19 protein-coding genes are annotated in these 20,805 nt (G+C 71.3%); 17 read left to right on the forward strand and 2 right to left on the reverse strand.

Translation table 11 applies throughout. The features are described from left to right. Positions 1–57 precede the first annotated feature (57 nt). Complete coding sequence (locus ACFVS8_RS00425; protein WP_387056628.1) at positions 58–1,179, reverse strand: LysM peptidoglycan-binding domain-containing protein; 1,122 nt, start codon at positions 1,177–1,179, stop codon at positions 58–60. 170 nt (positions 1,180–1,349) lie between these two features. On the opposite strand from ACFVS8_RS00425, the gene ACFVS8_RS00430 reads away from it, so the two are divergent. Continuing rightward, positions 1,350–1,703, forward strand: coding sequence for an Rv2175c family DNA-binding protein (locus tag ACFVS8_RS00430; protein ID WP_387056629.1), 354 nt, complete (start codon positions 1,350–1,352; stop codon positions 1,701–1,703). A 27-nt stretch (positions 1,704–1,730) separates the two neighbouring features. Here ACFVS8_RS00430 and ACFVS8_RS00435 read toward each other — a convergent pair whose 3' ends face one another. Further along, the gene (locus tag ACFVS8_RS00435; RefSeq protein WP_387056630.1) at positions 1,731–2,843 is read right to left on the reverse strand and encodes a polyprenyl synthetase family protein; all 1,113 of its coding nucleotides are present in this window, start codon (positions 2,841–2,843) and stop codon (positions 1,731–1,733) included. Between the two features lie 74 nt (positions 2,844–2,917). Between ACFVS8_RS00435 and ACFVS8_RS00440 the strand changes: the two genes are divergently transcribed. The 16 genes from ACFVS8_RS00440 (at position 2,918) to ACFVS8_RS00515 (ending at position 20,805) form a co-directional block, all read left to right on the forward strand. Further along, positions 2,918–3,307, forward strand: a complete 390-nt coding sequence (locus tag ACFVS8_RS00440) for a DUF3040 domain-containing protein (RefSeq protein ID WP_387056631.1) — start codon at positions 2,918–2,920, stop codon at positions 3,305–3,307. 356 nt (positions 3,308–3,663) lie between these two features. Next, on the forward strand, positions 3,664–4,095 hold the full coding sequence (gene mraZ, locus ACFVS8_RS00445; protein WP_387056632.1) for a division/cell wall cluster transcriptional repressor MraZ: 432 nt from the start codon (positions 3,664–3,666) through the stop codon (positions 4,093–4,095). Positions 4,096–4,199: 104 nt separating this feature from the next. After that, positions 4,200–5,153 carry a 16S rRNA (cytosine(1402)-N(4))-methyltransferase RsmH gene (gene rsmH, locus ACFVS8_RS00450; RefSeq protein WP_387056633.1) on the forward strand — a complete coding sequence of 318 codons (954 nt, stop codon included), beginning with the start codon at positions 4,200–4,202 and terminating at the stop codon, positions 5,151–5,153. Next, positions 5,150–5,740, forward strand: a complete 591-nt coding sequence (locus ACFVS8_RS00455; RefSeq protein ID WP_387056634.1) for a hypothetical protein — start codon at positions 5,150–5,152, stop codon at positions 5,738–5,740. The genes rsmH and ACFVS8_RS00455 overlap by 4 nt, the downstream gene beginning before the upstream one ends. 76 nt (positions 5,741–5,816) lie before the next feature. After that, positions 5,817–7,625: a peptidoglycan D,D-transpeptidase FtsI family protein gene (locus tag ACFVS8_RS00460; protein WP_387056635.1), complete on the forward strand. Its 1,809-nt coding sequence runs from the start codon at positions 5,817–5,819 to the stop codon at positions 7,623–7,625. A 13-nt stretch (positions 7,626–7,638) separates the two neighbouring features. Continuing rightward, positions 7,639–9,183, forward strand: coding sequence for a Mur ligase family protein (locus ACFVS8_RS00465; protein ID WP_387056636.1), 1,545 nt, complete (start codon positions 7,639–7,641; stop codon positions 9,181–9,183). Then, positions 9,180–10,592, forward strand: a complete 1,413-nt coding sequence (gene murF, locus ACFVS8_RS00470; protein WP_387056637.1) for a UDP-N-acetylmuramoyl-tripeptide--D-alanyl-D-alanine ligase — start codon at positions 9,180–9,182, stop codon at positions 10,590–10,592. Before ACFVS8_RS00465 ends, murF begins: the two co-directional genes overlap by 4 nt. Next, complete coding sequence (mraY, locus tag ACFVS8_RS00475; protein ID WP_387056638.1) at positions 10,589–11,686, forward strand: phospho-N-acetylmuramoyl-pentapeptide-transferase; 1,098 nt, start codon at positions 10,589–10,591, stop codon at positions 11,684–11,686. The genes murF and mraY overlap by 4 nt, the downstream gene beginning before the upstream one ends. Next, the gene (gene murD / locus ACFVS8_RS00480) at positions 11,683–13,230 is read left to right on the forward strand and encodes a UDP-N-acetylmuramoyl-L-alanine--D-glutamate ligase (RefSeq protein ID WP_387056639.1); all 1,548 of its coding nucleotides are present in this window, start codon (positions 11,683–11,685) and stop codon (positions 13,228–13,230) included. The genes mraY and murD overlap by 4 nt, the downstream gene beginning before the upstream one ends. Continuing rightward, positions 13,181–14,446, forward strand: a complete 1,266-nt coding sequence (gene ftsW / locus ACFVS8_RS00485) for a putative lipid II flippase FtsW (RefSeq protein ID WP_387056640.1) — start codon at positions 13,181–13,183, stop codon at positions 14,444–14,446. The genes murD and ftsW overlap by 50 nt, the downstream gene beginning before the upstream one ends. After that, entirely contained in the window at positions 14,443–15,543 is a 1,101-nt protein-coding gene (gene murG, locus ACFVS8_RS00490) for an undecaprenyldiphospho-muramoylpentapeptide beta-N-acetylglucosaminyltransferase (protein WP_387056641.1), read from the forward strand. The genes ftsW and murG overlap by 4 nt, the downstream gene beginning before the upstream one ends. A 105-nt stretch (positions 15,544–15,648) precedes the next feature. Beyond that, positions 15,649–17,052, forward strand: coding sequence for a UDP-N-acetylmuramate--L-alanine ligase (gene murC, locus ACFVS8_RS00495; protein WP_387056642.1), 1,404 nt, complete (start codon positions 15,649–15,651; stop codon positions 17,050–17,052). Between the two features lie 256 nt (positions 17,053–17,308). After that, positions 17,309–18,217, forward strand: a complete 909-nt coding sequence (locus tag ACFVS8_RS00500; RefSeq protein WP_387056643.1) for an FtsQ-type POTRA domain-containing protein — start codon at positions 17,309–17,311, stop codon at positions 18,215–18,217. A gap of 189 nt (positions 18,218–18,406) precedes the next feature. Beyond that, on the forward strand, positions 18,407–19,606 hold the full coding sequence (gene ftsZ / locus ACFVS8_RS00505) for a cell division protein FtsZ (RefSeq protein WP_387056644.1): 1,200 nt from the start codon (positions 18,407–18,409) through the stop codon (positions 19,604–19,606). Further along, positions 19,603–20,301 carry a YggS family pyridoxal phosphate-dependent enzyme gene (locus tag ACFVS8_RS00510; protein WP_387056645.1) on the forward strand — a complete coding sequence of 233 codons (699 nt, stop codon included), beginning with the start codon at positions 19,603–19,605 and terminating at the stop codon, positions 20,299–20,301. Before ftsZ ends, ACFVS8_RS00510 begins: the two co-directional genes overlap by 4 nt. Positions 20,302–20,334: 33 nt before the next feature. Next, positions 20,335–20,805 (forward strand): cell division protein SepF, encoded by a 471-nt coding sequence (locus ACFVS8_RS00515; RefSeq protein WP_092966077.1) that lies wholly within the window; start codon positions 20,335–20,337, stop codon positions 20,803–20,805.

Raw genomic sequence — 20,805 nt, forward strand, 5'->3', positions numbered from 1 at the left:
GCACGGCCGCGAGGAGCCGACCTCGGGCCGCACCCGGCCATGCCGGATGCGGGCGGGTCAGCCGAGCTCGGCGAGCCAGGCCCGCGCGGCCCGCTCCCACTTGGCGTACTTCTCGGGGTGGGCCGACTTCTGCACCGCCTGGGCCGCGTCGGCGACGGACATGCCCTCCCAGTCGTCGAGGTCGAGCAGTCCGGGTGCGCGCCCGACGTTCGGCCCGTCGGGGCCGCCGTAGAACGATCGGGCGGCGTGGGCCGGATCCGAGACCTCCTCGACCGTGCCCCAGCCCTGGCTCGGGCGCTGCTGGAACAGGCCGAGCGAATCACGGTCGCCCGAGTCGACGTCGCGCATGCCCGACTCCTGGGCGGCGGCGACCAGCGCCACGACGATTCCCGCGTCGGGGACGCCGAGCGAGCGGCCCACGTCGATCACGAGCTGCGCGTTCGTGCGCATCTCGTCGGTGAGCGTGGCCGGACGGTCGGGCTCCGGCTGCACCTGCGCGACGGGCTCGGCCGCGACGGGTTCCGCCGGCGCCGGCGCGGGCGCGGGCGCAGCGGGCGGAGCCGGGGCATCCGCCGTCTCCAACGCGCTCGGGAGCACGATCTGCTCGCCCGGGAAGATGAGGCTCGACCCGCTCAGCCCGTTCGCGCTCAGCACCTGGGCCGTGTCGAGCCCGTACCGCGCGGCGATCCCGCTGATGGTGTCGCCCGAGGCGACCGTGTGGCGACGGATGTCGGGCGGTGCCGTCGGCTTCGGCGCGACCGGGGCCGATGCGCCGGGCAGCGCGAGCCGTTGGCCGGGGAAGATGAGGCTCGACCAGCCGAGTCCGTTGGCGGCGAGCACCTCGGCGGTCGCGAGCCCGTAGCGCTCGGCGATGCCGCTCACCGTGTCACCCTCGGCCACGACGACCTCGGCCGGGGGTGCGGAGGCGGCGACGACCGCCGTGCGACGCGTGTCGACACCCGCGGCCCGGTCCTTCGCCAGGCGCTTCGGCGTCTGCGGTGCGGCCTCCGCGGGCTGCACGATGCCGAGCGAGACCGCGATCGTGCCCACGATGGCGACCGGCAACGTCGTCAGCCGGCGGATGCCGCGCGGTCGGCGCGCACGGGAGAGCTCCCGCCTGGTGGCGGGTGCGCGCGCGCCCTCCGGTTGCCCGTCGGCCGCTGCGTCGCGGTTCGTCATGTCGCCCCCTCGTCCGACCCCCATCGGCTTGGCGACACCGTTCCACAGCAGCGGTGACGTGTCAACGACATGCGCGCGTGTCCGCAGGAGCCGTGCGAGGACACGGGAGGCGCCGTGGGCGCCGGTGCGGTGGGTATCGCCCGGATCCGCGCTCTGGCTAGGCTGGAGCGGTGACCGATGCGACTTCGCCCGATTCGACCGCGACCGAGTGGCTGACCGTGCCCGACCTCGTCGAGCTCTTCGACTCGACGCCGAGCCGTGTCCGCCGGCTCATCGACGACCGACACCTGCTCGCCGCCCGCATCGACGGCGTGCTCAAGGTGCCCGCGGTGTTCATCCGCGACGGGCACCCGCTGCCCGAACTGCACGGCACGATCATGGTCCTCGGCGACGGCGGGTTCAGCGACGCCGAGGCGCTCGACTGGCTGCTGAACGAAGACGACAGCCTGGGCGTCTCGCCGATCGCCGCGTTGCTCGCCGGGCGCAAGGCCGAGGTGCGACGCGTCGCCCAGGCCCTCGCCTGAGCCGATCGTCGCCCGACGCCCGCCCGATCAGCTGCTGCGGCGACTGACGGTCGTCGCGAGCGAGGCGAGCTCCGTGCGAGCCGCACCGCTCAGCGGGGCGTCCTCGAGGGCGGCGCGCGAGCGCCCGACCTCCGCGGCGATGAGGGACTCGATCTCGTCGACCGCGCCGGTGTCGGCGATCGTGCGCTGCAGCATCCGGATCTGGGCCTCGGTCAGGTCGGGATCGCCGAGCAGTTCGTCGAGCAGGTTGCGCGGGCCGGGGGCGAGGCGCTCGCGCGCGATCGCGACGAGCATGGTGCGCTTGCCTTCGCGGAGGTCGTCACCGCTCGGCTTGCCGGTGACCTCCGGGTCGCCGAAGACGCCCAGGAGGTCGTCGCGCAGCTGGTAGGCCATGCCGAGGGGCAGTCCGAAGGCGCGCAGTGCGTCGATCTGCTCCGTGGTGCCTCCGCCGATGAAGCCGCCGAGCGCGAGCGGCGACTCGACCGAGTACTTCGCGGCCTTGTAGGTGATGACGCGCTCGGCGGTCGCGCGCTGCGCTTCGTCGGAGCGGGTGTGCCACGACTGCTCGGCGAGGATGTCGAGGTACTGGCCAGCGGTCACCTCGGTCCGCATGCGGACGAACTCGCTGCGGGCGGCTCGCGCGGCAGCGCGGTCGCCGAGGGCGTCGAGGCCCTCGTCGAGGAGCTCGTCGCTCCATCCGAGCAGGAGGTCGCCCAGCAGGATCGCCGAGGCGCGTCCGAACTCGTCGCTGCTGCGGAGCCACCCGGCCTGGGCGTGCTGCGCCTCGAAGAGCCGGTGCGCGGCCGGTGCGCCCCTGCGGGTGTCGGAGTTGTCGATGAGGTCGTCGTGCACGAGGGCGGCGGCGTGGAACACCTCGAGCGCCGAGGCCGCCGAGACCACCGGGAACGCGTCGCGCTCGGCGTCGTCGCCGAACGGGTCGAAGCCGCGGCCGACCACGGCCTCCCAGCCCCAGTAGCAGAACAGCGCGCGGAAGCGTTTGCCTCCGCTGAGAAAGCGCCTTGAGAACACGTCGAGCGGCTCCAGCTCGGGTGTGATCGAGCGGAGAATGGTGCTGCGCTCATCGAGGAACCCATCGATGCGTGCTTGAACCAGATCGACGAGACGAGAACCTTGGGCCACGCGCCTAGCCTACCGAGGCCGCGCGGCGCTAGAATGAGCACGGATGCGTCGGTCCCGAGCCTGAGGGGAAAGAGATGCCGCTTTCAGAGCAGGAGCAACGTCTTCTCGAGGAGATGGAGCGGAACCTCTACCGCAATGATGCGGACTTCGTGCATGCGGTCGGGGGTGGCCGTGGGCGCCGCCCGAACTACCGGGCGATCGTGCTCGGTGTTCTGCTCGCGGTCGTCGGCGCAGGCGCGCTGATCGCCGGAGTCGCGTTGCAGATGCTCATCGTCGGCATCATCGGCTTCGCCATGATGTTCGCCGGCGTGCTCGTCGCCATCACGCCGGGCAAGCGCGGCGCTGCCGCTCCTGCGCCCGAGGAGGCCTCGCCGAATTCGGGCAAGTCCCAGGGCGGCCAGTCCGCCGGGTTCATGGACCGCCTCAACGAGCGCTGGGATCGCCGACAGGAGCGCGGCGACTAAGTCCTCCACGTTCCTCCACCGTCGAACGGGTCGATCCATCGGGTCGGCCCGTTTTTTCGTGCGCCGTGCGAGATCTCGCCGCTGATCGGCGATTCCGCCTGATCACCGCGGGGCGGCATCGGTCGTGCGATGGGCCCGTCAGCGCCGCGCCAGCGCCCGCCGGCGTGGACCGACACCCCGTTTCCCTCCTCGAGGTGCACGAATCCCTCCACCGCGCTCCACTCCCCGAATCCGCGTGATTCCGGGCCTCTGTCGCACCGATTCCGTCTCGATCGTCCGCGTGTCGTTGTCAGGGGGATGGGAGTGGAGTAAAGTGGGGGCACCTGGATCCTGGTCGGAGGAAAGGGGGTGGTGCGGTGTTCCTCGGGACCTACGAGCCGAAGCTCGACGAGAAGGGCCGCGTCATTCTTCCGGCCAAATTCCGGGACGAACTCTCGACCGGTCTCGTGCTCACGCGCGGACAGGAGCGCTGCATCTACGTGTTCAGCGCCCGGGAGTTCGAGCAGATGAACGAGAAGATCCGCCAAGCCCCCGTCACCAGCAAGCAGGCGCGCGACTACATGCGCGTCTTCCTGTCGGGAGCCTCAGCGGAGACCCCCGACAAGCAGCACCGGATCACCGTCCCCGCAACGCTCCGCAGCTATGCGGGCCTCGGCCGAGACCTCGCGGTCATCGGCGCGGGCAGCAGGGTCGAGATCTGGGATGCCACGGCGTGGCAGACATACCTCGCCGAACAGGAGGCGGCCTTCGCAGAGACGGCGGAGGAGGTGATTCCCGGGCTCTTCTAGCCCGGCGGGTTGCGACTCCCAGCCGTACGCGCCTGCTGCACTTCCCCGCAACAGGACGAACGGATGGGCATCGGAATCCGTCGGAGACGATCCCCGGAGGCATCATGGACATCGAACGCATCCACACACCCGTCATGCTCGAGCGCACGCTCGAGCTCCTCTCGCCGGCGCTGGGCCGCGACGGTGCGGTCGTGGTCGACGCGACGCTCGGCATGGGCGGCCACACGGCCGCGATGCTCGAGCGGTTCCCGTCGCTCACGGTCATCGGCCTCGACCGCGACACCGACGCACTGGCGATCGCCCGCGAACGCCTCGCACCCTTCGGCGACCGCGCCCGTTTCGTGCACACCGTCTACGACGGCATCGCCGAGGCGATCCGGTCGGAGGGCTTCCGCGAGGTCGACGCCGTGCTGTTCGACCTCGGCGTCTCCTCGCTGCAGCTCGACCGGGCCGAGCGCGGCTTCGCCTACTCGAAGGACGCACCGCTCGACATGCGCATGGACGGCACGCGCGGTCGCACGGCGGCCGACATCATCGCGACGTACAGCGAGACGGAACTCCGGCACATCTTCCAGGACTTCGGCGAGGAGAAGCTCGCCGGGCGCTACGCCAAGGCCATCGTGAAGGCCAGGGAGACCGAGCCGATCCTGCGCTCGGCCGAGCTCGTGTCGATCATCCACGACGCGACCCCGGTGGCCGTGCAGCGGCAGGGGCACCCGGCCAAGCGCGTGTTCCAGGCGCTGCGCATCGAGGTCAACGAGGAGCTCTCGGTGCTCCAGCGCGCGATGCCCGCCGCCCTCGACATGCTGAACGTCGGCGGTCGCATCGTCGTGCTCGCGTACCAGTCGCTCGAGGACCGCATCGTCAAGCGCGTGCTCCAGACGGCGTCGACCTCGTCGGCCCCCGCCGACCTGCCGATGGAGCTGCCCGAGCACCGGCCGCAGTTCAAGCTGCTCGTGCGCGGTGCCGAGCTCGCGAGCGAGGCCGAACAGGCCGAGAACCCGCGCGCCAAGCCGGTGCGCCTGCGTGCCGCCGAACGAGTGAGGAGTGCGACATGAGCGCGCTTCCCGCGCAGAGCCAGCCGAGCCCGATCCGGCGGCGCGTCCGGATCCCCGCGATCCTGCGCCCCGCTCCCGACCGGGTCGCCCGGTCGCGGCCCCGGCTCGCCTACGCGATCATCGCCGTGGGCGGCGTCGCGGTCATCGCACTCGCGCAGCTCATGCTGTCGATCGCGGTCACCCAGGGCGCCTACGAGATCGACGGGTATCAGCTCAGCCAGGCGAAGCTCTCCCGGCAGCAGCAGACGCTCGCCGAGGACCTCGACCGCGTGCAGTCCCCGCAGTACCTCGCGCAGAACGCCGAGGCCCTCGGCATGGTGCCGAACTCCAATCCGGTGTTCCTGAGGCTCAGCGACGGCGCGGTGCTCGGGCAGCCGACCGCCGCAGCCGGGGGAGCCGTGGCATCCGCCGCCCTGGTTCCGAATTCGCTGATCGGCGGCGTGCCGCTCGTGACCGAGGAACAGGCGGGGGAGACTGCACCCGTGGGAGGTCAGGGGGCCGGAGTGGGCGGAGCCGTGGCGGTCGACCCGGTCGAACCCGCGACGCCGGCCGTCACCGACGCCCTTCCGACCCCGACGACCCACTGACCGGCCCACCGAGCCCGCACCCCGACGAACCGACGTACCGAGACGTGAAGAACCGAACCACCGGAGGGGGATCCAGGTGAACCGCATCAGCCGTCATCCGATGCGGAGGATCCTCGCGGCGGGGGTGGTGCTCGTCGTGCTCGTCGTGCTGTTCGTCGTGCGGCTCGTCGACATCCAGGTGCTGCGCGCGTCCGCGCTGAACGAGCAGGCCGACGAGGTGCGATCGACCGAGCCGATCGCGGTCTACGGCGCCCGCGGCGACATCCTCGATCGCAACGGCGCCGTGCTCGCCGACAGCGTCATGCGCTACGACGTCGCGCTCTCGCCGAAGAACGCGAAGAAGGGCCCAGTCGTGCGCGAGGAGCCCGACCCCGCCGACCCGTCGAAGACGGTGCGCGTCGAGGTGCCGCTCGAGCAGATCGCGGCTGAGCTCGGCGGGGTCGTCGGGCTCACCGGCGACCAGGTGCTCGGCATCATCGCCGCCGCGCTCGCAGACGACCCCGACTCCGACTTCGCGTACGTCGCCAAGCTCGTCGACGTCGACACCTACGAGAAGATCGAGGCGCTCGATATCCCGTGGGTCGTGCAGTCGCGGCACCCGAGCCGCAGCTACCCGAACGGGGCGGTCGCCGGAAACCTGCTCGGCTTCGTCGGCGAAGACGGCAAGGCGCAGGCCGGGCTCGAACTCGGCCAGGACTCCTGCCTCGCCGGAGAGGACGGCGAGGTCACCTACATCCCGAGCCTGCAGGACTGGGTCGAGATCCCCGGCACCGAGGTCGTGCACAAGCAGGCGAAGGACGGCGGCACGCTCAAGCTCACGATCGACGCCGACCTGCAGTGGGAGGTGCAGCGCATCGCCGAGGCGCAGCGGCTCGCGGTCGGCGCGCAGTGGGCCACCGTCACGGTCATGGAGGCGAAGACCGGCAAGCTGCTCGCCGTCGCCGACGTGCCGACCGTCGACCCCAACGCCCCGTCCGAGACGGACGCCGCCGACCGGGGCTCGCGCACGTTCACGGCACCGTTCGAACCCGGCTCGACCTTCAAGGCCGTCACGGCCGCATCGCTCATCGACGCGGGCAAGGCAAACCCGCTCAGCCAGGTCATGGCGGGGTACTCCTACGACGCGCCGAACGGCGCGAACTTCCAGGACAGCTTCTACCACGACGACACGCCCTACACGCTGACCGGTGCGCTCATCGACTCGTCGAACACCGCCACGGCGAAGTTCGGCGAGCAGATGAGCGACCAGGCCCGGTTCGAGTACATGCAGAAGTTCGGCTTCGGGCGCACCAGCGAGGTGGGGTTCCCGGCCGAGGAGTCGGGCGACCTCAACGGCGGGCCCGACGAGTGGGACAACCAGACGACGTACACGACGATGTTCGGCCAGGGCCTGACGACGACCGCGGTGCAGATCGCGAGCGCCTACCAGACCATCGCCAACGGGGGCGTGCGCATGCCCGTGCAGCTCGTCGAGAGCTGCACCGACGCCGACGGCGAGGTCACCTCGCCGTCGACCGACGGCACCCGGGTGATCAGCGAGCAGGCCGCGAGCGAGACCGGCCAGATGCTCGAGAACGTCTACACCAAGGGCTGGCTCGCCGACACGTGGAACATCCCCGGCTACCGGGTCGCCGCGAAGACCGGAACCGCGCAGGTCGCCGGCCCCGACGGGGTCTACCTGCCGGGCTACCTCGTCTCGGTCTCGGGCTTCGCTCCGGCCGACGATCCCGAGTTCGTCGTTTCGGTGAGCTACATGGATCCCGTTAAGATGAATTCGTCCGCCGCATCGGCTCCCGTGTTCCAACAGGTCATGAGTCAGGTGCTGAAGAAGTATCGGACCATTCCATCCGGCGCCGCGGCGCCTGACCTGCCAGCAACCTGGTGAGAAAGTTGGGTTCGTGACCGGATCGCCTCCCACGGCCCTCCGGCCGCAGCACCCCGCCCCGCGTTCACTGCGAGGCCTCGCCGAGACCTTCGGGCTCCGGGCCGTCGGTGACCTCGGCGATCTCGAGGTCACGGGCGTCGTGCTGTCGTCGAACACGGTCCGCCCCGGCGACCTGTACGTCGGCGTGCCCGGGCGCAACGCGCACGGGGCGCAGTACGCGGCCGCCGCGCGCGATGCGGGCGCCGTCGCAGTGCTGACGGATGCCGCGGGCGTCGAGCTCGCCGCCGGCTCGGGTCTGCCCATCCTCGTCGCCGACGATGCGCGTGCCGCGCTCGGCGACGTCGCGGCGTGGATCCACCGCACCGACGAGAACCCGGCGACGCTCTTCGCGGTCACCGGCACGAACGGCAAGACGAGCGTCGTCTACCTGCTCTACGGCATCCTGCGCCAGCTCGGCGTCGTCGCCGGCCTCACCTCCACCGCCGAGCGCCGCATCGGCGACGAGGCGGTCACGAGCTCCCTCACCACGCCCGAGGCGAGCGAGCTGCACGCCCTGCTCGCCCGCATGCGCGAGGTCGACGTCCGCGCCGTCGGCGTCGAGGTCTCGGCGCAGGCGCTCTCGCGCCACCGCGTCGACGGACTCGTCTTCGACGTCGCGGGGTTCACGAACCTCACGCACGACCACCTCGACGACTACGCGTCGATGGAGGTCTACTACGAGGCCAAGCGCGACCTGTTCCAGCCCGATCGATCCCGCCGCGGCGTCGTCACCGTCGACTCCGAATGGGGCCGCAGGCTGGTGCAGGACGCACGCGTGCCGGTCACCACGCTCACGACGATGCCCGACGTCGAGGCCGACTGGCGCATCACGGTGCTCGACGAGCAGCCGTCGTTCACGGCCTTCCGCCTCGACGGGCCCGACGGTCGCAGCCTCGAGACTCGCGTGCCGCTGCTCGGCTGGTACATGGCGGCCAACGCGGCGCTCGCGATCGTGATGCTCGTCGAGGCCGGCCACGACCTCGACCGCATCGCCGCGGCGCTCGGAGCCGACGGCATCGACGCGTACATCCCGGGTCGCGCCGAGCGCATCTCGGGCGAGCGGGGCCCGATCGTCTACATCGACTACGGCCACAGCCCCGACGCGTTCCTACAGACGCTCGACGCGATCCGCCGCACCACCACGGGGCGCGTCATCATGGTGTTCGGCGCCGATGGCGACCGCGACACGACGAAGCGCGCCGACATGGGCGCCATCGCCGCACGCGGGGCCGACGCCGTGGTGATCACCGACTTCCACCCGAGATGGGAGGACCCCGCGGCGATCCGCGCGGCACTCATCGAGGGCGCGCGAGCCGCGGTACCCGACCGCGAGCTCCACGAGATCGCCGACCCCCGCGCCGCGTTCCGCGCGGCGCTCGCCCTCGCGGGCGACGGCGATGCGATCCTCTACGCCGGCCCGGGCCACGAGGACTACCACGAAGTGAAAGGCGTCAAGATCCCCTACTCAGCACGAGACGATGCACGCGCGGCCCTGCGCGAAGCCGGATGGCCCGCATGATCTCACTCAGCCTGCACGAGATCGCCGCGGCGATCGACGGGTCGCTCCGACTGCGCTCCACGACGGCCACGCCCGAGACGCACGTCGACGGCACCGTGACCACAGACTCCCGCGAGATCCAGCCCGGAGACGTCTTCTTCGCCAAGCGCGGCGAGTTCGACGACGGACACCGCTTCGCTCCTGCTGCCGCTGAGCAGGGCGCGGCGCTGCTCGTCGTCGAGCAGGAGCTCGACCTCGAGGTGCCGCAGATCGTCGTCGACGATTCCGTCGTCGCGCTCGGCGCCCTCGCCACCGAGGTCGTCGCGCGGGTCCGCGCAGGCGGCGACCTGAAGATCGTCGGCGTCACGGGGTCGAACGGCAAGACCACCACGAAGAACCTGCTGCGCGCCGTGCTCGAACGCGTCGGTCCGACGGTCGCGGCACGAGCCTCGTACAACAACGAGGTCGGCGGACCCATCACGATGCTCGCGCTCGAAGCCGACACGAAGTACCTCGTCGCCGAGATGGGCGCGTCGGGCGTGGGCGAGATCGCCCGCCTGATCCGCATGGCCCGTCCCGACATCGGCATCGTGCTGAAGGTCGGCCTCGCCCACGCGGGCGAGTTCGGCGGCATCGAGCAGACCGTCCGCGCGAAGTCCGAGATGGTCACCGACCTGCTTCCGACGGATGTCGCGGTGCTGAACCTCGACGATCCGCGCGTGGCCCCGATGGCCGGGCTCACCCGCGCGCGCGTCGTGACCTTCGGCCTCGGCGCCGCGGCCGACGTGCGCGCCACCGACGTCGTCGTGCACGCGCGCGGCACCGAGTTCACGGTCCACGTGCCCGGCGGAGCGTCCGCACGCGTGCGGTTCGGCGTGCTCGGCGAGCACCACGTGATGAATGCGCTGGCGGCCGTCGTGGCATCCGTCGAACTGGGCGTGCCGCTCGCCGGCGTCGTCGACGCGCTCGAGTCGGTGACGCTCGCCGAGCGGTGGCGCATGCAGGTCATGGGCGGCCGCGACGGCATCACCGTGATCAACGACGCGTACAACGCGAGCCCCGACTCGATGAGCGCGGCGATCAAGACGCTCGCCCAGGTCAAGGCGCCCGGCACGCGCACGATCGCCGTGCTCGGCGAGATGAGCGAACTGGGGGAGTTCTCCGGAGAGGAGCACGACCGCATCGGGCTGCTGGCCGTCCGGCTCGGCGTCTCGCAGCTCGTCGTCGTCGGTCCGGGCGCGCGCCGCCTGCACATCACGGCCATCAACGAGGGGTCGTGGGACGGCGAGTCGGCCTACGTCGAGACGGCCGACGAGGCCTACGACCTCGTCGTGGCATCCGCCCGGCCCGGTGACACCGTGCTGGTGAAATCGTCGAACTCGGCGGGCCTCCGCCACCTCGGCGACCGACTGGGAGAATGGTTCTCGTGAGAGCACTTCTGAGCGCCGGCGCCTTGTCGCTCGCCTTCACGCTGTTTCTGACCCCCCTGTTCATCCGCCTCTTCGTGAAGCTCGGGTGGGGCCAGTTCATCCGCGACGACGGGCCGCAGAGCCACCACGTCAAGCGCGGCACGCCCACCATGGGCGGCATCGTCTTCATCCTGGGCACGCTGTTCGGCTACTTCGTCGCCACGCTGCTGCTCAGCAACGAGAAGCCGACGGCCACCGGTCTGCTCGTGCTGTTCATGATGGTCGGGCTCGGGTTCGTCGGGTTCCTCGACGACTTCCTCAAGACGCGCAAGAAGCAGAGCCTCGGGCTCGGCGGCTGGGCGAAGGTGGCCGGGCAGACGGCCGTGGCCGCGGCGTTCGCCCTGCTCGCGATCAACTTCCCGAACCCCGAGGGCGTCACGCCCGCGAGCACGAGCATCTCGTTCATCCGCGACCTCCCGCTCGACTTCATGGTGTTCGGCACGATCGCCGGCACGATCATCTACGTCGTCTGGATCTGCCTGATCACCGCCGCAGCCTCGAACGGCGTCAACGTGACCGACGGCCTCGACGGTCTCGCCGGCGGCGCCTCGGTGCTCGCGATCGGGTCGTTCATCATCATCGGGTTCTGGCAGTTCAACCAGTCGCGGTTCGGCGAGAGCCTGAACCCGAGCGACGCGTACCGCGCCTACGACGTGCGCGACCCCCTCGACATCGCGATCGTCGCCTCGGCGATCGTCGGCGGCCTCATCGGCTTCCTGTGGTGGAACACGAATCCGGCGAAGATCTACATGGGCGACACCGGTTCGCTCGCCCTCGGCGGCGCCCTCGCGGCGCTCGCGATCGTCAGCCAGACCGAGCTCCTGCTCGTGCTCATCGGCGGCATCTTCGTCATCGAGACCGGCTCGGTGATCGTGCAGCGCGCGTACTTCAAGCTCACGGGCGGCAAACGCATCTTCCTGATGAGTCCGATCCACCACCACTTCGAGTTGAAGGGCTGGGCCGAGGTCACGATCGTCGTGCGCTTCTGGCTCATCGCGGGCATGTTCGTCGCCGCGGGCGTCGGTGCCTTCTACTTCGAGTGGCTCCAGCGATGAGCGGAGCGGATGCCGCGGGCGGCCGCCTCGACTCGCTGACGAGCTGGCACGCCGACTGGAGCGGCCTGCGGGTGCTCGTGCTCGGTGCGGGCGTCACCGGGTTCGCGGTCGCCGACACGCTCGCCGAGCTCGGCGCCGACGTGCTGCTCGCCGCGACGACCGTCGACGACGATCGCGCGCGGATCCTCGACGTCATCGGCGTCGGGGTGCTTCGGCATCCGCTCGACGCCGTGCCCGACGAGGTCGCCGGGTTCGGGCCGGAGCTCGTCGTCGCGTCGCCAGGGTTCCACCCCGACAACGCGGTGCTCGAGTGGGCCGCGGCCTCCGGCGTGCCGGTGTGGGGCGACATCGAACTCGCCTGGCGCGTGCGCGACAAGGTGAGCACGGCCGACTGGATCCTCGTCACCGGCACCAACGGCAAGACCACGACCACGCAGCTCGCCGCGACCCTGCTCGCGGCGAACGGGCTGCGCGCGGCGCCGTGCGGCAACATCGGCGTGCCGGTGCTCGACGCCGTCCGTGATCCCGGCGGCTTCGACGTGCTCGTCGTCGAGCTGTCGAGCTACCAGCTGCACGCACTGCCGCTCGAGGGGCCCGGCGCGCTGCATCCGCTCGCGAGCGTGTGCCTGAACGTCGCCGACGACCATCTCGACTGGCACGGGTCGGCCGAGGCGTACCGCGCGGCCAAGGCGAAGGTGTACGCGAACGCCCGTGTCGCGTGCGTGTACAACCGCGCCGACGAGGCGACCAGGCGCATGGTCGAGGAGGCCGACGTCGAGGAGGGCGCCCGTGCCATCGGGTTCGGCCTCGACGTGCCGGGGCCGAGCGACTTCGGCGTGGTGGAGGGCATCCTCTGCGACCGCGCGTTCCTCGAGGAACGGCACTCGTCGGCGCTCGAGATCATCACGGTCGACGAGCTCGAGCCGCGCGGGCTCGCCGCGCCCCACATCGTGGCCAACATCCTCGCCGCGTCGGCGCTCGTGCGTGCGGCCGGCGTGCCCGTCGGCGTCATCCACGACGCGCTCGGCGAGTTCGCGCTCGACGCGCACCGCATCCAGACCGTGGCGCTCTCCGGAGGCATCCGCTGGGTCGACGACTCGAAGGCGACCAACCCGCACGCCGCCGAGGCCTCCCTCCGTGCGTTCCCGCGAGTGGTCTGGATCGTCGGGGGCCTGCTCAAGGGCGTCGACGTCGATGCGCTCGTCGCCGCGCATGCGCGTCGCCTGCGGGCTGCGGTCGTGATCGGCGTCGATCGGGCGGCGCTCGTCGCCGCGTTCGCCCGACACGCGAGCGACGTGCCGCTCTTCGAGGTCGATGCCGATGACACTGGAACGGTCATGGCACTGGCCGTCGGCTTCGCCGAGTCGATCGCCGAAGACGGGGACACGGTGCTCCTGGCACCGGCAGCCGCCTCGATGGACCAGTTCGCCGACTACGCCGATCGCGGCCGTCGGTTCCAGCAGGCGGTACGAGCACGATTGGATGGTGAGGCGGATGCCGACTCCGCCCCGCACGACCCCCGCGAACCCGACGCCCGAGGCTGACCGCGGCGGCGTGGCCGCCCGCATCCGCCTCGGCCGGGTGCTCAGGGTCGAGTCCAAGGACTACCTCCTGCTGCTCAGCACGGTGGTGTTCCTCGTGCTCTTCGGCCTCGTCATGGTGCTCTCGTCATCGACCGTCGAGTCGCGCCTCGAGGACGGCGGGTTCTTCGTGCAGGCGACCAGGCAGGGCATGTTCGCCCTCATCGGGCTGCCCGTCATGCTGATCGCGAGCCGGATGCCCGAACGGTTCTGGATGCGGCTCGCCTGGCCGCTGCTGATCGGGGCGTGCGCGCTCCAGCTGCTCGTGGTCGCGACGCCGCTCGGCGTCGAGGTCGGCGGCAACACGAACTGGCTCGACCTGGCCGGCGTGCAGTTCCAGCCCTCCGAGATCATCAAGGTCGCCCTCGTGATCTGGCTGGGCCTCATCGTCACGAAGAAGCAGGCGTACCTGGGCGACTTCGGCAAGGGCGTCATGCCGATCCTCCTCGTCGGCGGCGGCGCCATCGGCCTCGTGCTCATCGGCGGCGACCTCGGCACCGTCATGATCATGGGCGCGATGCTGCTCGGCACGCTGTTCCTCATCGGCGTGCGATTCCGCCTGCTGCTGCCGCCGGTGCTGATCAGCGCCGCCGTGTTCGTGATCGTCGCCGTCTCGAGCGACAACCGCATGCGCCGCATCACGGCGTTCCTCCAGGAGAACTGCGAGCAGGGCTCGGGCGACGACTGCTGGCAGATCCAGCACGGCCGGTTCGCGCTCGCGAACGGCGGGATCTTCGGCGTCGGACTCGGCAATTCGACGGCCAAGTGGTCGTGGCTGCCCGCGGCCGACAACGACTTCATCTTCGCGATCATCGGCGAGGAACTCGGCCTGATCGGGGCCATCGTCGTGATCGCGCTGTTCGTGCTGCTCGCGGTCGCGTTCGCGCGGGTGCTGCGTTCGGCGCAGACGCCGTTCGCGAAGACCGTCACCGCCGCCGTCATGGTGTGGGTCATCGGCCAGGCATGTGTCAACATCGGTGTCGTGCTTGGTGTCTTCCCCGTTCTCGGCGTTCCCCTCCCGCTCGTCTCAGCAGGAGGCACGGCGCTCGTCACGACGCTGTTCGCCATCGGCGTCGTGCTCTCGGTCGCACGGGACCCCGCGGCGACCGCGCGCGCCGCGGAGCGTTTCGCGGCCCGGTCGGCCGCCAGGTCGGCCGCTCGCGCCGGGCGCGCGCGATGACCGTCTACCTGCTCGCCGGCGGCGGGACCGCCGGCCACGTGAACCCCCTGCTCGCGGTCGCCGACCGGTTGCGCGAACGCGACCCCGAGGCCGAGGTGCTGGTGCTCGGCACCGCGGAGGGCCTCGAGTCCAGGCTCGTGCCCGCGCGCGGCTACGAGCTCCTGACGATCGCGAAGGTGCCGTTCCCCCGACGCCCGAACGGGGCGGCCGTGCGGTTCCCGAAGCGGTTCCGCGACTCGGTCGCCGACGTGCGCGAGATCATCTCCCAGCGGGGCGTCGACGTGGTCGTCGGCTTCGGCGGCTACGTGTCGACTCCGGCGTACCTCGCGGCGCGTCGGCTCGGCGTGCCCATCGCGATCCACGAGGCCAACGCCAAGCCCGGCCTCGCGAACCGGCTCGGGGCGCGATGGGCCGAGACGGTCGGCGTCGTGTTCAGCGACACCCCGCTGCGGCACGCCGAGGTCGTCGGCATGCCGCTCCGCCGGGAGATCGAGCAGCTCGACCGCGCCGCCCTCCGGGGCACCGCGGCGGAGTTCTTCGGCCTCGACTCCGACCGGCCGGTGCTGCTCGCGACGGGCGGATCGCTCGGCGCGCGCCGCATCAACCGCACGATGACCGCCTCGGCGCAGGCGCTGACGTCGGCCGGATGGCAGGTGCTGCACATCACGGGCGCGAACGCCGACGTGAGCGATCCCGGCATCGCCGACTACCGCATGCTCGAGTACGCCGACCGCATGGACCTTGCGCTCTCGGTCGCCGATGCGGCCGTCTCACGGGCGGGCGCCGCGACCGTCAGCGAGCTCGCGGCGCTCGGCATCCCGTCGGTGCTCGTGCCGTATCCGGTCGGCAACGGCGAGCAGCGGTTCAACGCGGCCGACGTCGTCGCCGCCGGCGGGGCGATCCTGGTCGACGACGCCGACTTCACGCCGGAGCTGGTCGGCGAGACCGTGCTCCCGATGCTGGCCGACGACGAGCGCGTCGCACGCATGGCGGTCGCCGCGGCATCCGTCGGCCATCGCGACGGCACCGACCGCATGATCGACCTCATCGACGCCGCGTCGGGCGCGAATGCCGACGGCACCGCCGCAGACGCGTAACGTTGAGTCGACGGGTGCCGCGGCATCCGTCGCACCGAACCCTCGGCCGCAGCCCGACGACGCCGGCCGGCGCGACACCGCCCAGAGCCCAGAGAAAGCAACGCCGTGACCATCAAGCCCGACCTGTCCACCACGATCCCGTCCGAGCTCGGCGCCGTGCACTTCGTCGGCATCGGCGGGTCGGGCATGAGCGGCATCGCGCGCCTGTTCCTCGGGGCGGGTCACCGCGTGACGGGTTCCGACGTGCGCGACTCGGCGAACATCGGCGCGCTCCGCGAGCTCGGCGCCGAGATCGCGATCGGGCACGACGCCGCCAACCTGGGCGACGACATCGACACGGTCGTGGTGACGGGGGCGCTCTGGCAGGACAACCCCGAGTACCAGCTCGCGCTCTCGCGGGGACTGCCCGTGCTGCACCGATCGCAGGCCCTCGCGGCGCTCATCGCCGGGCAGCGGCTCGTGTCCGTGGCGGGTGCGCACGGCAAGACGACCTCGACGGGCATGATCGTGACCGGCCTGCTCGCGCTCGGCGCCGACCCGAGCTTCGTGAACGGCGGCGTGCTGGCCGACCTCGGGCTGAGCGCCGCCTCGGGCGAGGGCGAGCTCTTCGTCGTCGAGGCCGACGAGTCCGACGGCTCGTTCCTGCTCTACGACACCTCGGTCGCGCTCATCACGAACGTCGATCCCGACCACCTCGACCACTACGGCTCGCGCGACGCGTTCGAGCAGGCGTTCGTCGAGTTCGCCGATCGCGCCCGCGAGCTCGTCGTCATCTCGAGCGACGACGCCGGCGCGGTGCGGGTGCACGAACGACTGTCGCACGAGCGCGTCGTCACGTTCGGCGAGGCGGCCGACGCCACCGTGCGCGTGCACTCGGTCGTCACCGACGGCCCCGTCGCGTTCGCCGTCGACTACGAGGGGGCGACCTACGAGGCCCGCCTCGCCATCCCCGGGCACCACAACGCGATCAATGCGGCCGGCGCTTTCGCCGTGCTCACCGGCCTCGGATTCGACCCGGCGGCCGCCCTCGCGGGCATCGCGCGCTTCGCCGGCACGGGTCGCAGGTTCGAGCTGCACGGCCAGGTCGGCGGCGTGAGCGTCTACGACGACTACGCACACCACCCGACCGAGGTCGCCGCGGCCCTCGCCGCAGCGCGCACGGTCGTCGGCGACGGACGCATCATCGCCGTGCACCAGCCGCACACGTACAGCCGCACGCAGGCATTCGCGAAGGAGTTCGCCGAGGTGCTCGAGCAGTACGCCGACGAGACCGTCGTGCTCGACGTCTACGGCGCCAGGGAGGACCCGGTGCCCGGCGTCACGGGGGCGCTCGTCAGCGAGCGCTTCGCGCACCCCGAGCACGTCGAGTTCATCGCCGACTGGCAGGCCGCGGCCGACCACACCGCGCACATCGCGCGCTCGGGCGACTTCGTCATCACGCTCGGCTGCGGAGACGTCTACCGCATCGTGCCGCAGCTGCTCGGTTCGCTCGAACGCGAGCTCGGATGAGGGCTCCCGCCGCGTGAAGCGGCCCCAGGGGTTCGAACGGCCGGCGCAACCTCGTCAGGCCGCTCCCGGCGCGGCTTCGCGTACGCCCTCGCGCACACCTCCGTCCGCCGAACCGACGGCGGCCGGTCCGGGCGCGGACGCGTCCGCCGCCGGTCGTCGGGCGGATGCCGCATCGCGCCGGTCCGCGGCCGGGGGGCGGCGTACGTCGGGTCCGGCCTCATCGGCGGCCACGACCGAGCGCATCGAGCCGGTGCGCATGCCGGAGGCCGCATCCCGCGGGCCTCGCGTCGGGCCGGGAGGCGTCGCCGACCCCGATGACGTCATCACCGGAGCGACCGAGGGCGATCGCGTCATCGCCGACACGGGCGCGAACGGGTCCGCTGCATCGGCCGCGTCGTCGGGCGGCTGGGTGGCACGGCGGGCGCTGGCCAAGGCCACGCGAGCCCGCCGCCGGTACGAACGTGCCGAGGTGCGGCGCTTCACGGTGCGATCCCGTCGGCGCAGGCTGGCCTGGGGCGTCTCGCTCGGGGCCGTGGGGCTGCTCGTCGCGGTGGTGCTGATCGGCGCCTACTCGCCGATCATGGCGCTGCGCGACGTCCGGGTCGAAGGGGCGTCGAGGGTGCCGGCCACGGAGGTCGCCGCGGCGTTCGAGCCCATGCTCGGCACGCCGCTCGCCCTCGTCGACCGCGCGAGCGTGCAGCAGGCGATGTCGGGGTTCCCGCTCATCGAGACCTACCAGACTGAGGCCGTGCCCCCCGGCACGCTCGTGGTGCGCATCGTCGAGCGCACGCCGGTCGGGGTGATCGAGGGCGACGACGGCCTGCAACTCGTCGACGCCGCCGGCGTGGTCATGGACCGCCCCGAGACGAGGCCCGAGGGTCAGCCGATCATCACGGTCGACGGGGGAGTAGCGGGCGACGGGTTCCGCGCGGTCGCGAGCGTCGTGCGCGCGCTGCCCGCCGACGTCAGGGCCCAGGTCACTGCGGCCTCGGCTGAGACGGCAGACGACGTCACGCTGCAGATCGGCGACGCCAGAGTCGTGTGGGGCAGCGCCGAGGAGTCGGGCCTCAAGGCCGACGTGCTGGCCGCGCTCCTGGCCGCGGCGCCACCGGGGTCGGTGTCGCTGTACGATGTCTCAGCGCCGACGAGTCCGGTCACGATGTGATCGGAGGCTCGATCGGGCTTCTGCTTCGTCGAGCGCGCCAATCGAGCGAGGGTCTTCGCGACACGCCCGCGTGCCTTGACGCACGAGGTGCGCGATCCGCTTACCTTCGAACACAGGAATTGCATACTCGGCAAGACTTTAACCTTCGACTTGAGGTTCAAAGTTCAGAGTTCGCACGGAGGGCCGGAGATGTCGACTAACCAGAACTACCTCGCCGTCATCAAGGTGGTCGGCATCGGCGGCGGTGGCGTCAACGCCGTCAACCGCATGATCGAGCTCGGCCTTCGCGGCGTCGAGTTCATCGCGATCAACACCGACGCGCAGGCGCTGCTCATGAGCGACGCCGACGTCAAGCTCGACGTCGGACGCGACCTGACCCGCGGCCTCGGCGCCGGAGCCGACCCCGAGGTCGGACGCCGCGCGGCAGAAGACCACGCTGAAGAGATCGAAGAGGCGCTGGCCGGCGCCGACATGGTCTTCGTCACCGCCGGAGAGGGCGGCGGCACCGGCACGGGCGGCGCGCCCGTCGTCGCGCGCATCGCCAAGTCGATCGGCGCGCTCACCATCGGTGTCGTCACCAAGCCGTTCGGCTTCGAGGGCAAGCGCCGCCAGACCCAGGCCGAGCAGGGCGTCGCACGCCTGAAAGAAGAAGTCGACACCCTCATCGTGGTGCCGAACGACCGCCTGCTCGAGATCAGCGACCGCGGCATCTCGATGCTCGAGGCCTTCGCGACCGCCGACCAGGTGCTCCTCGCCGGTGTGCAGGGCATCACCGACCTCATCACGACGCCGGGCCTCATCAACCTCGACTTCGCCGACGTCAAGTCGGTCATGCAGGGAGCGGGCTCGGCGCTCATGGGCATCGGCTCGTCGCGCGGGGCCGATCGGGCGATCAAGGCGGCCGAACTCGCCGTGGCGAGCCCGCTGCTCGAAGCCTCGATCGACGGCGCCCACGGGGTGCTCCTCTCCATCCAGGGCGGATCGAACCTCGGCATCTTCGAGATCAACGACGCCGCACGGCTCGTGCAGGAGGCCGTGCACCCCGAGGCCAACATCATCTTCGGCGCCGTCATCGACGACACGCTCGGCGACGAGGTGCGCGTCACCGTCATCGCGGCCGGATTCGACGGCGGCGAGCCCAACGCCAAGCCGGTGGAGGTGCGTCGCGAGCAACTGGTGCCCGCGGCGGCCTCGGTCGGCGTCGGTGCAGGCTCCTCGGCGGGCGGCACGGCCGACTCCGCCGACGTCATCGGCGAGATCGACATCGACGAGCTGGTGGAGACCGCGAACTGGGGCGGTGCCGAGACCTCGACGGCCGACCAGATCGTCTCCGACCCGGCGTTCGACGCAGCCGACGACGACCTCGACATCCCCGACTTCCTGAAGTGACCGACGAGCGCTCCGCGGGAGTCGACGACCTGCGAGCGCGACTGCAGGCCGTCTCGTCGCGCGTCGACGAGGCGGCCCGCCTCGCCGGCCGCGACCCGGCCGGCATCCGCACGATCGTCGTGACCAAGTTCCACCCCGCGTCGCTGGTCCGGGACCTCGCCTCGCTCGGCGTCACGGATGTCGGCGAGAACCGGCACCAGGAGGCCCAGGCGAAGGCCCTCGAGCTCGCCGACCTCGGCCTCGACTGGCACTTCATCGGACAACTGCAGAGCAAGAAGGCCCGACAGGTGCGGGCCTACGCCGCCGCGATCCACTCCATCGACCGACCGGCGCTCGTCGACGCCCTGCGCTCGGAGGAGACCTCGGTCGACTGCTTCGTGCAGGTGAACCTCACCGACGACCCCGGACGCGGAGGCGTGGCCCCCGACGACCTCGGCGCCCTGGTCGACCACGTGCTCGCGACGCCCGGCCTGCGGTTGCAGGGCCTCATGGCGGTCGCGCCGCTCGACGAGCCGGCGCGCCCGGCCTTCGCGCGGGTCCGAGCGCTCTCCGAGCGCTTCGTGCTGCCGTCGGCCCCGGAAGCCGCCTCGCTGTCGATGGGCATGAGCCACGACCTCGAGGAGGCCGTCGCCGAAGGTGCGACACACCTGCGGATCGGCACGGCAATCACCGGCAATCGGCCGATCGCCGGTTAGCCTCGAAGAGACGGAACACAGACGGAGGCAGCGATGTCCAACCCGCTCAAGAAGACCATGGTCTACCTCGGCCTCGCAGACGAGGAATTCGAGGCCGAGCCCAGAGAGTCGCCGGCACCGGCGACGCCGGTCGTGCACGCAGCACCGGCTCCCAAGACCGGCGCGGCCGTCACGCCGCTCCGCAAGGCCCACATCCAACCGAGCACCCCGCAGGCGGAGATGAACGAGATCCTCACCGTGCACCCGCGTCAGTACCGTGACGCGCAGGTCATCGCCGAGTCCTTCCGCGAGGGAGTCCCGGTCATCATCAACCTCTCCCAGATGTCCGACGGCGACGCCCGTCGGCTCATCGACTTCGCCAGCGGCCTCTCGCAGGGGCTGCACGGCAAGATCGAGCGGGTCACGAGCAAGGTGTTCCTGCTCTCGCCGTCGCACGTGGTCGTCTCGGGGGAGACCGGTGAGGCCGAAGGCGACGTCGACGCGTCGTTCTTCACGCACGCGTAG

The organism is Agromyces sp. NPDC058110, from assembly GCF_042884735.1.
In the GTDB taxonomy this organism is placed as follows: domain Bacteria; phylum Actinomycetota; class Actinomycetes; order Actinomycetales; family Microbacteriaceae; genus Agromyces.

Bases quoted from the DNA above. Each gene is read 5' to 3' on its own strand.
- ACFVS8_RS00425 (WP_387056628.1), bottom strand. From the start codon at position 1,179: ATGACGAACCGCGACGCAGCGGCCGACGGGCAACCGGAGGGCGCGCGC.
- ACFVS8_RS00440 (WP_387056631.1), top strand. From the start codon at position 2,918: ATGCCGCTTTCAGAGCAGGAGCAACGTCTTCTCGAGGAGATGGAGCGG.
- rsmH (WP_387056633.1), top strand. From the start codon at position 4,200: ATGGACATCGAACGCATCCACACACCCGTCATGCTCGAGCGCACGCTC.
- ACFVS8_RS00455 (WP_387056634.1), top strand. From the start codon at position 5,150: ATGAGCGCGCTTCCCGCGCAGAGCCAGCCGAGCCCGATCCGGCGGCGC.
- murF (WP_387056637.1), top strand. From the start codon at position 9,180: ATGATCTCACTCAGCCTGCACGAGATCGCCGCGGCGATCGACGGGTCG.
- murD (WP_387056639.1), top strand. From the start codon at position 11,683: ATGAGCGGAGCGGATGCCGCGGGCGGCCGCCTCGACTCGCTGACGAGC.
- ftsW (WP_387056640.1), top strand. From the start codon at position 13,181: ATGCCGACTCCGCCCCGCACGACCCCCGCGAACCCGACGCCCGAGGCT.
- murG (WP_387056641.1), top strand. From the start codon at position 14,443: ATGACCGTCTACCTGCTCGCCGGCGGCGGGACCGCCGGCCACGTGAAC.
- ACFVS8_RS00500 (WP_387056643.1), top strand. From the start codon at position 17,309: ATGCCGGAGGCCGCATCCCGCGGGCCTCGCGTCGGGCCGGGAGGCGTC.
- ftsZ (WP_387056644.1), top strand. From the start codon at position 18,407: ATGTCGACTAACCAGAACTACCTCGCCGTCATCAAGGTGGTCGGCATC.
- ACFVS8_RS00515 (WP_092966077.1), top strand. From the start codon at position 20,335: ATGTCCAACCCGCTCAAGAAGACCATGGTCTACCTCGGCCTCGCAGAC.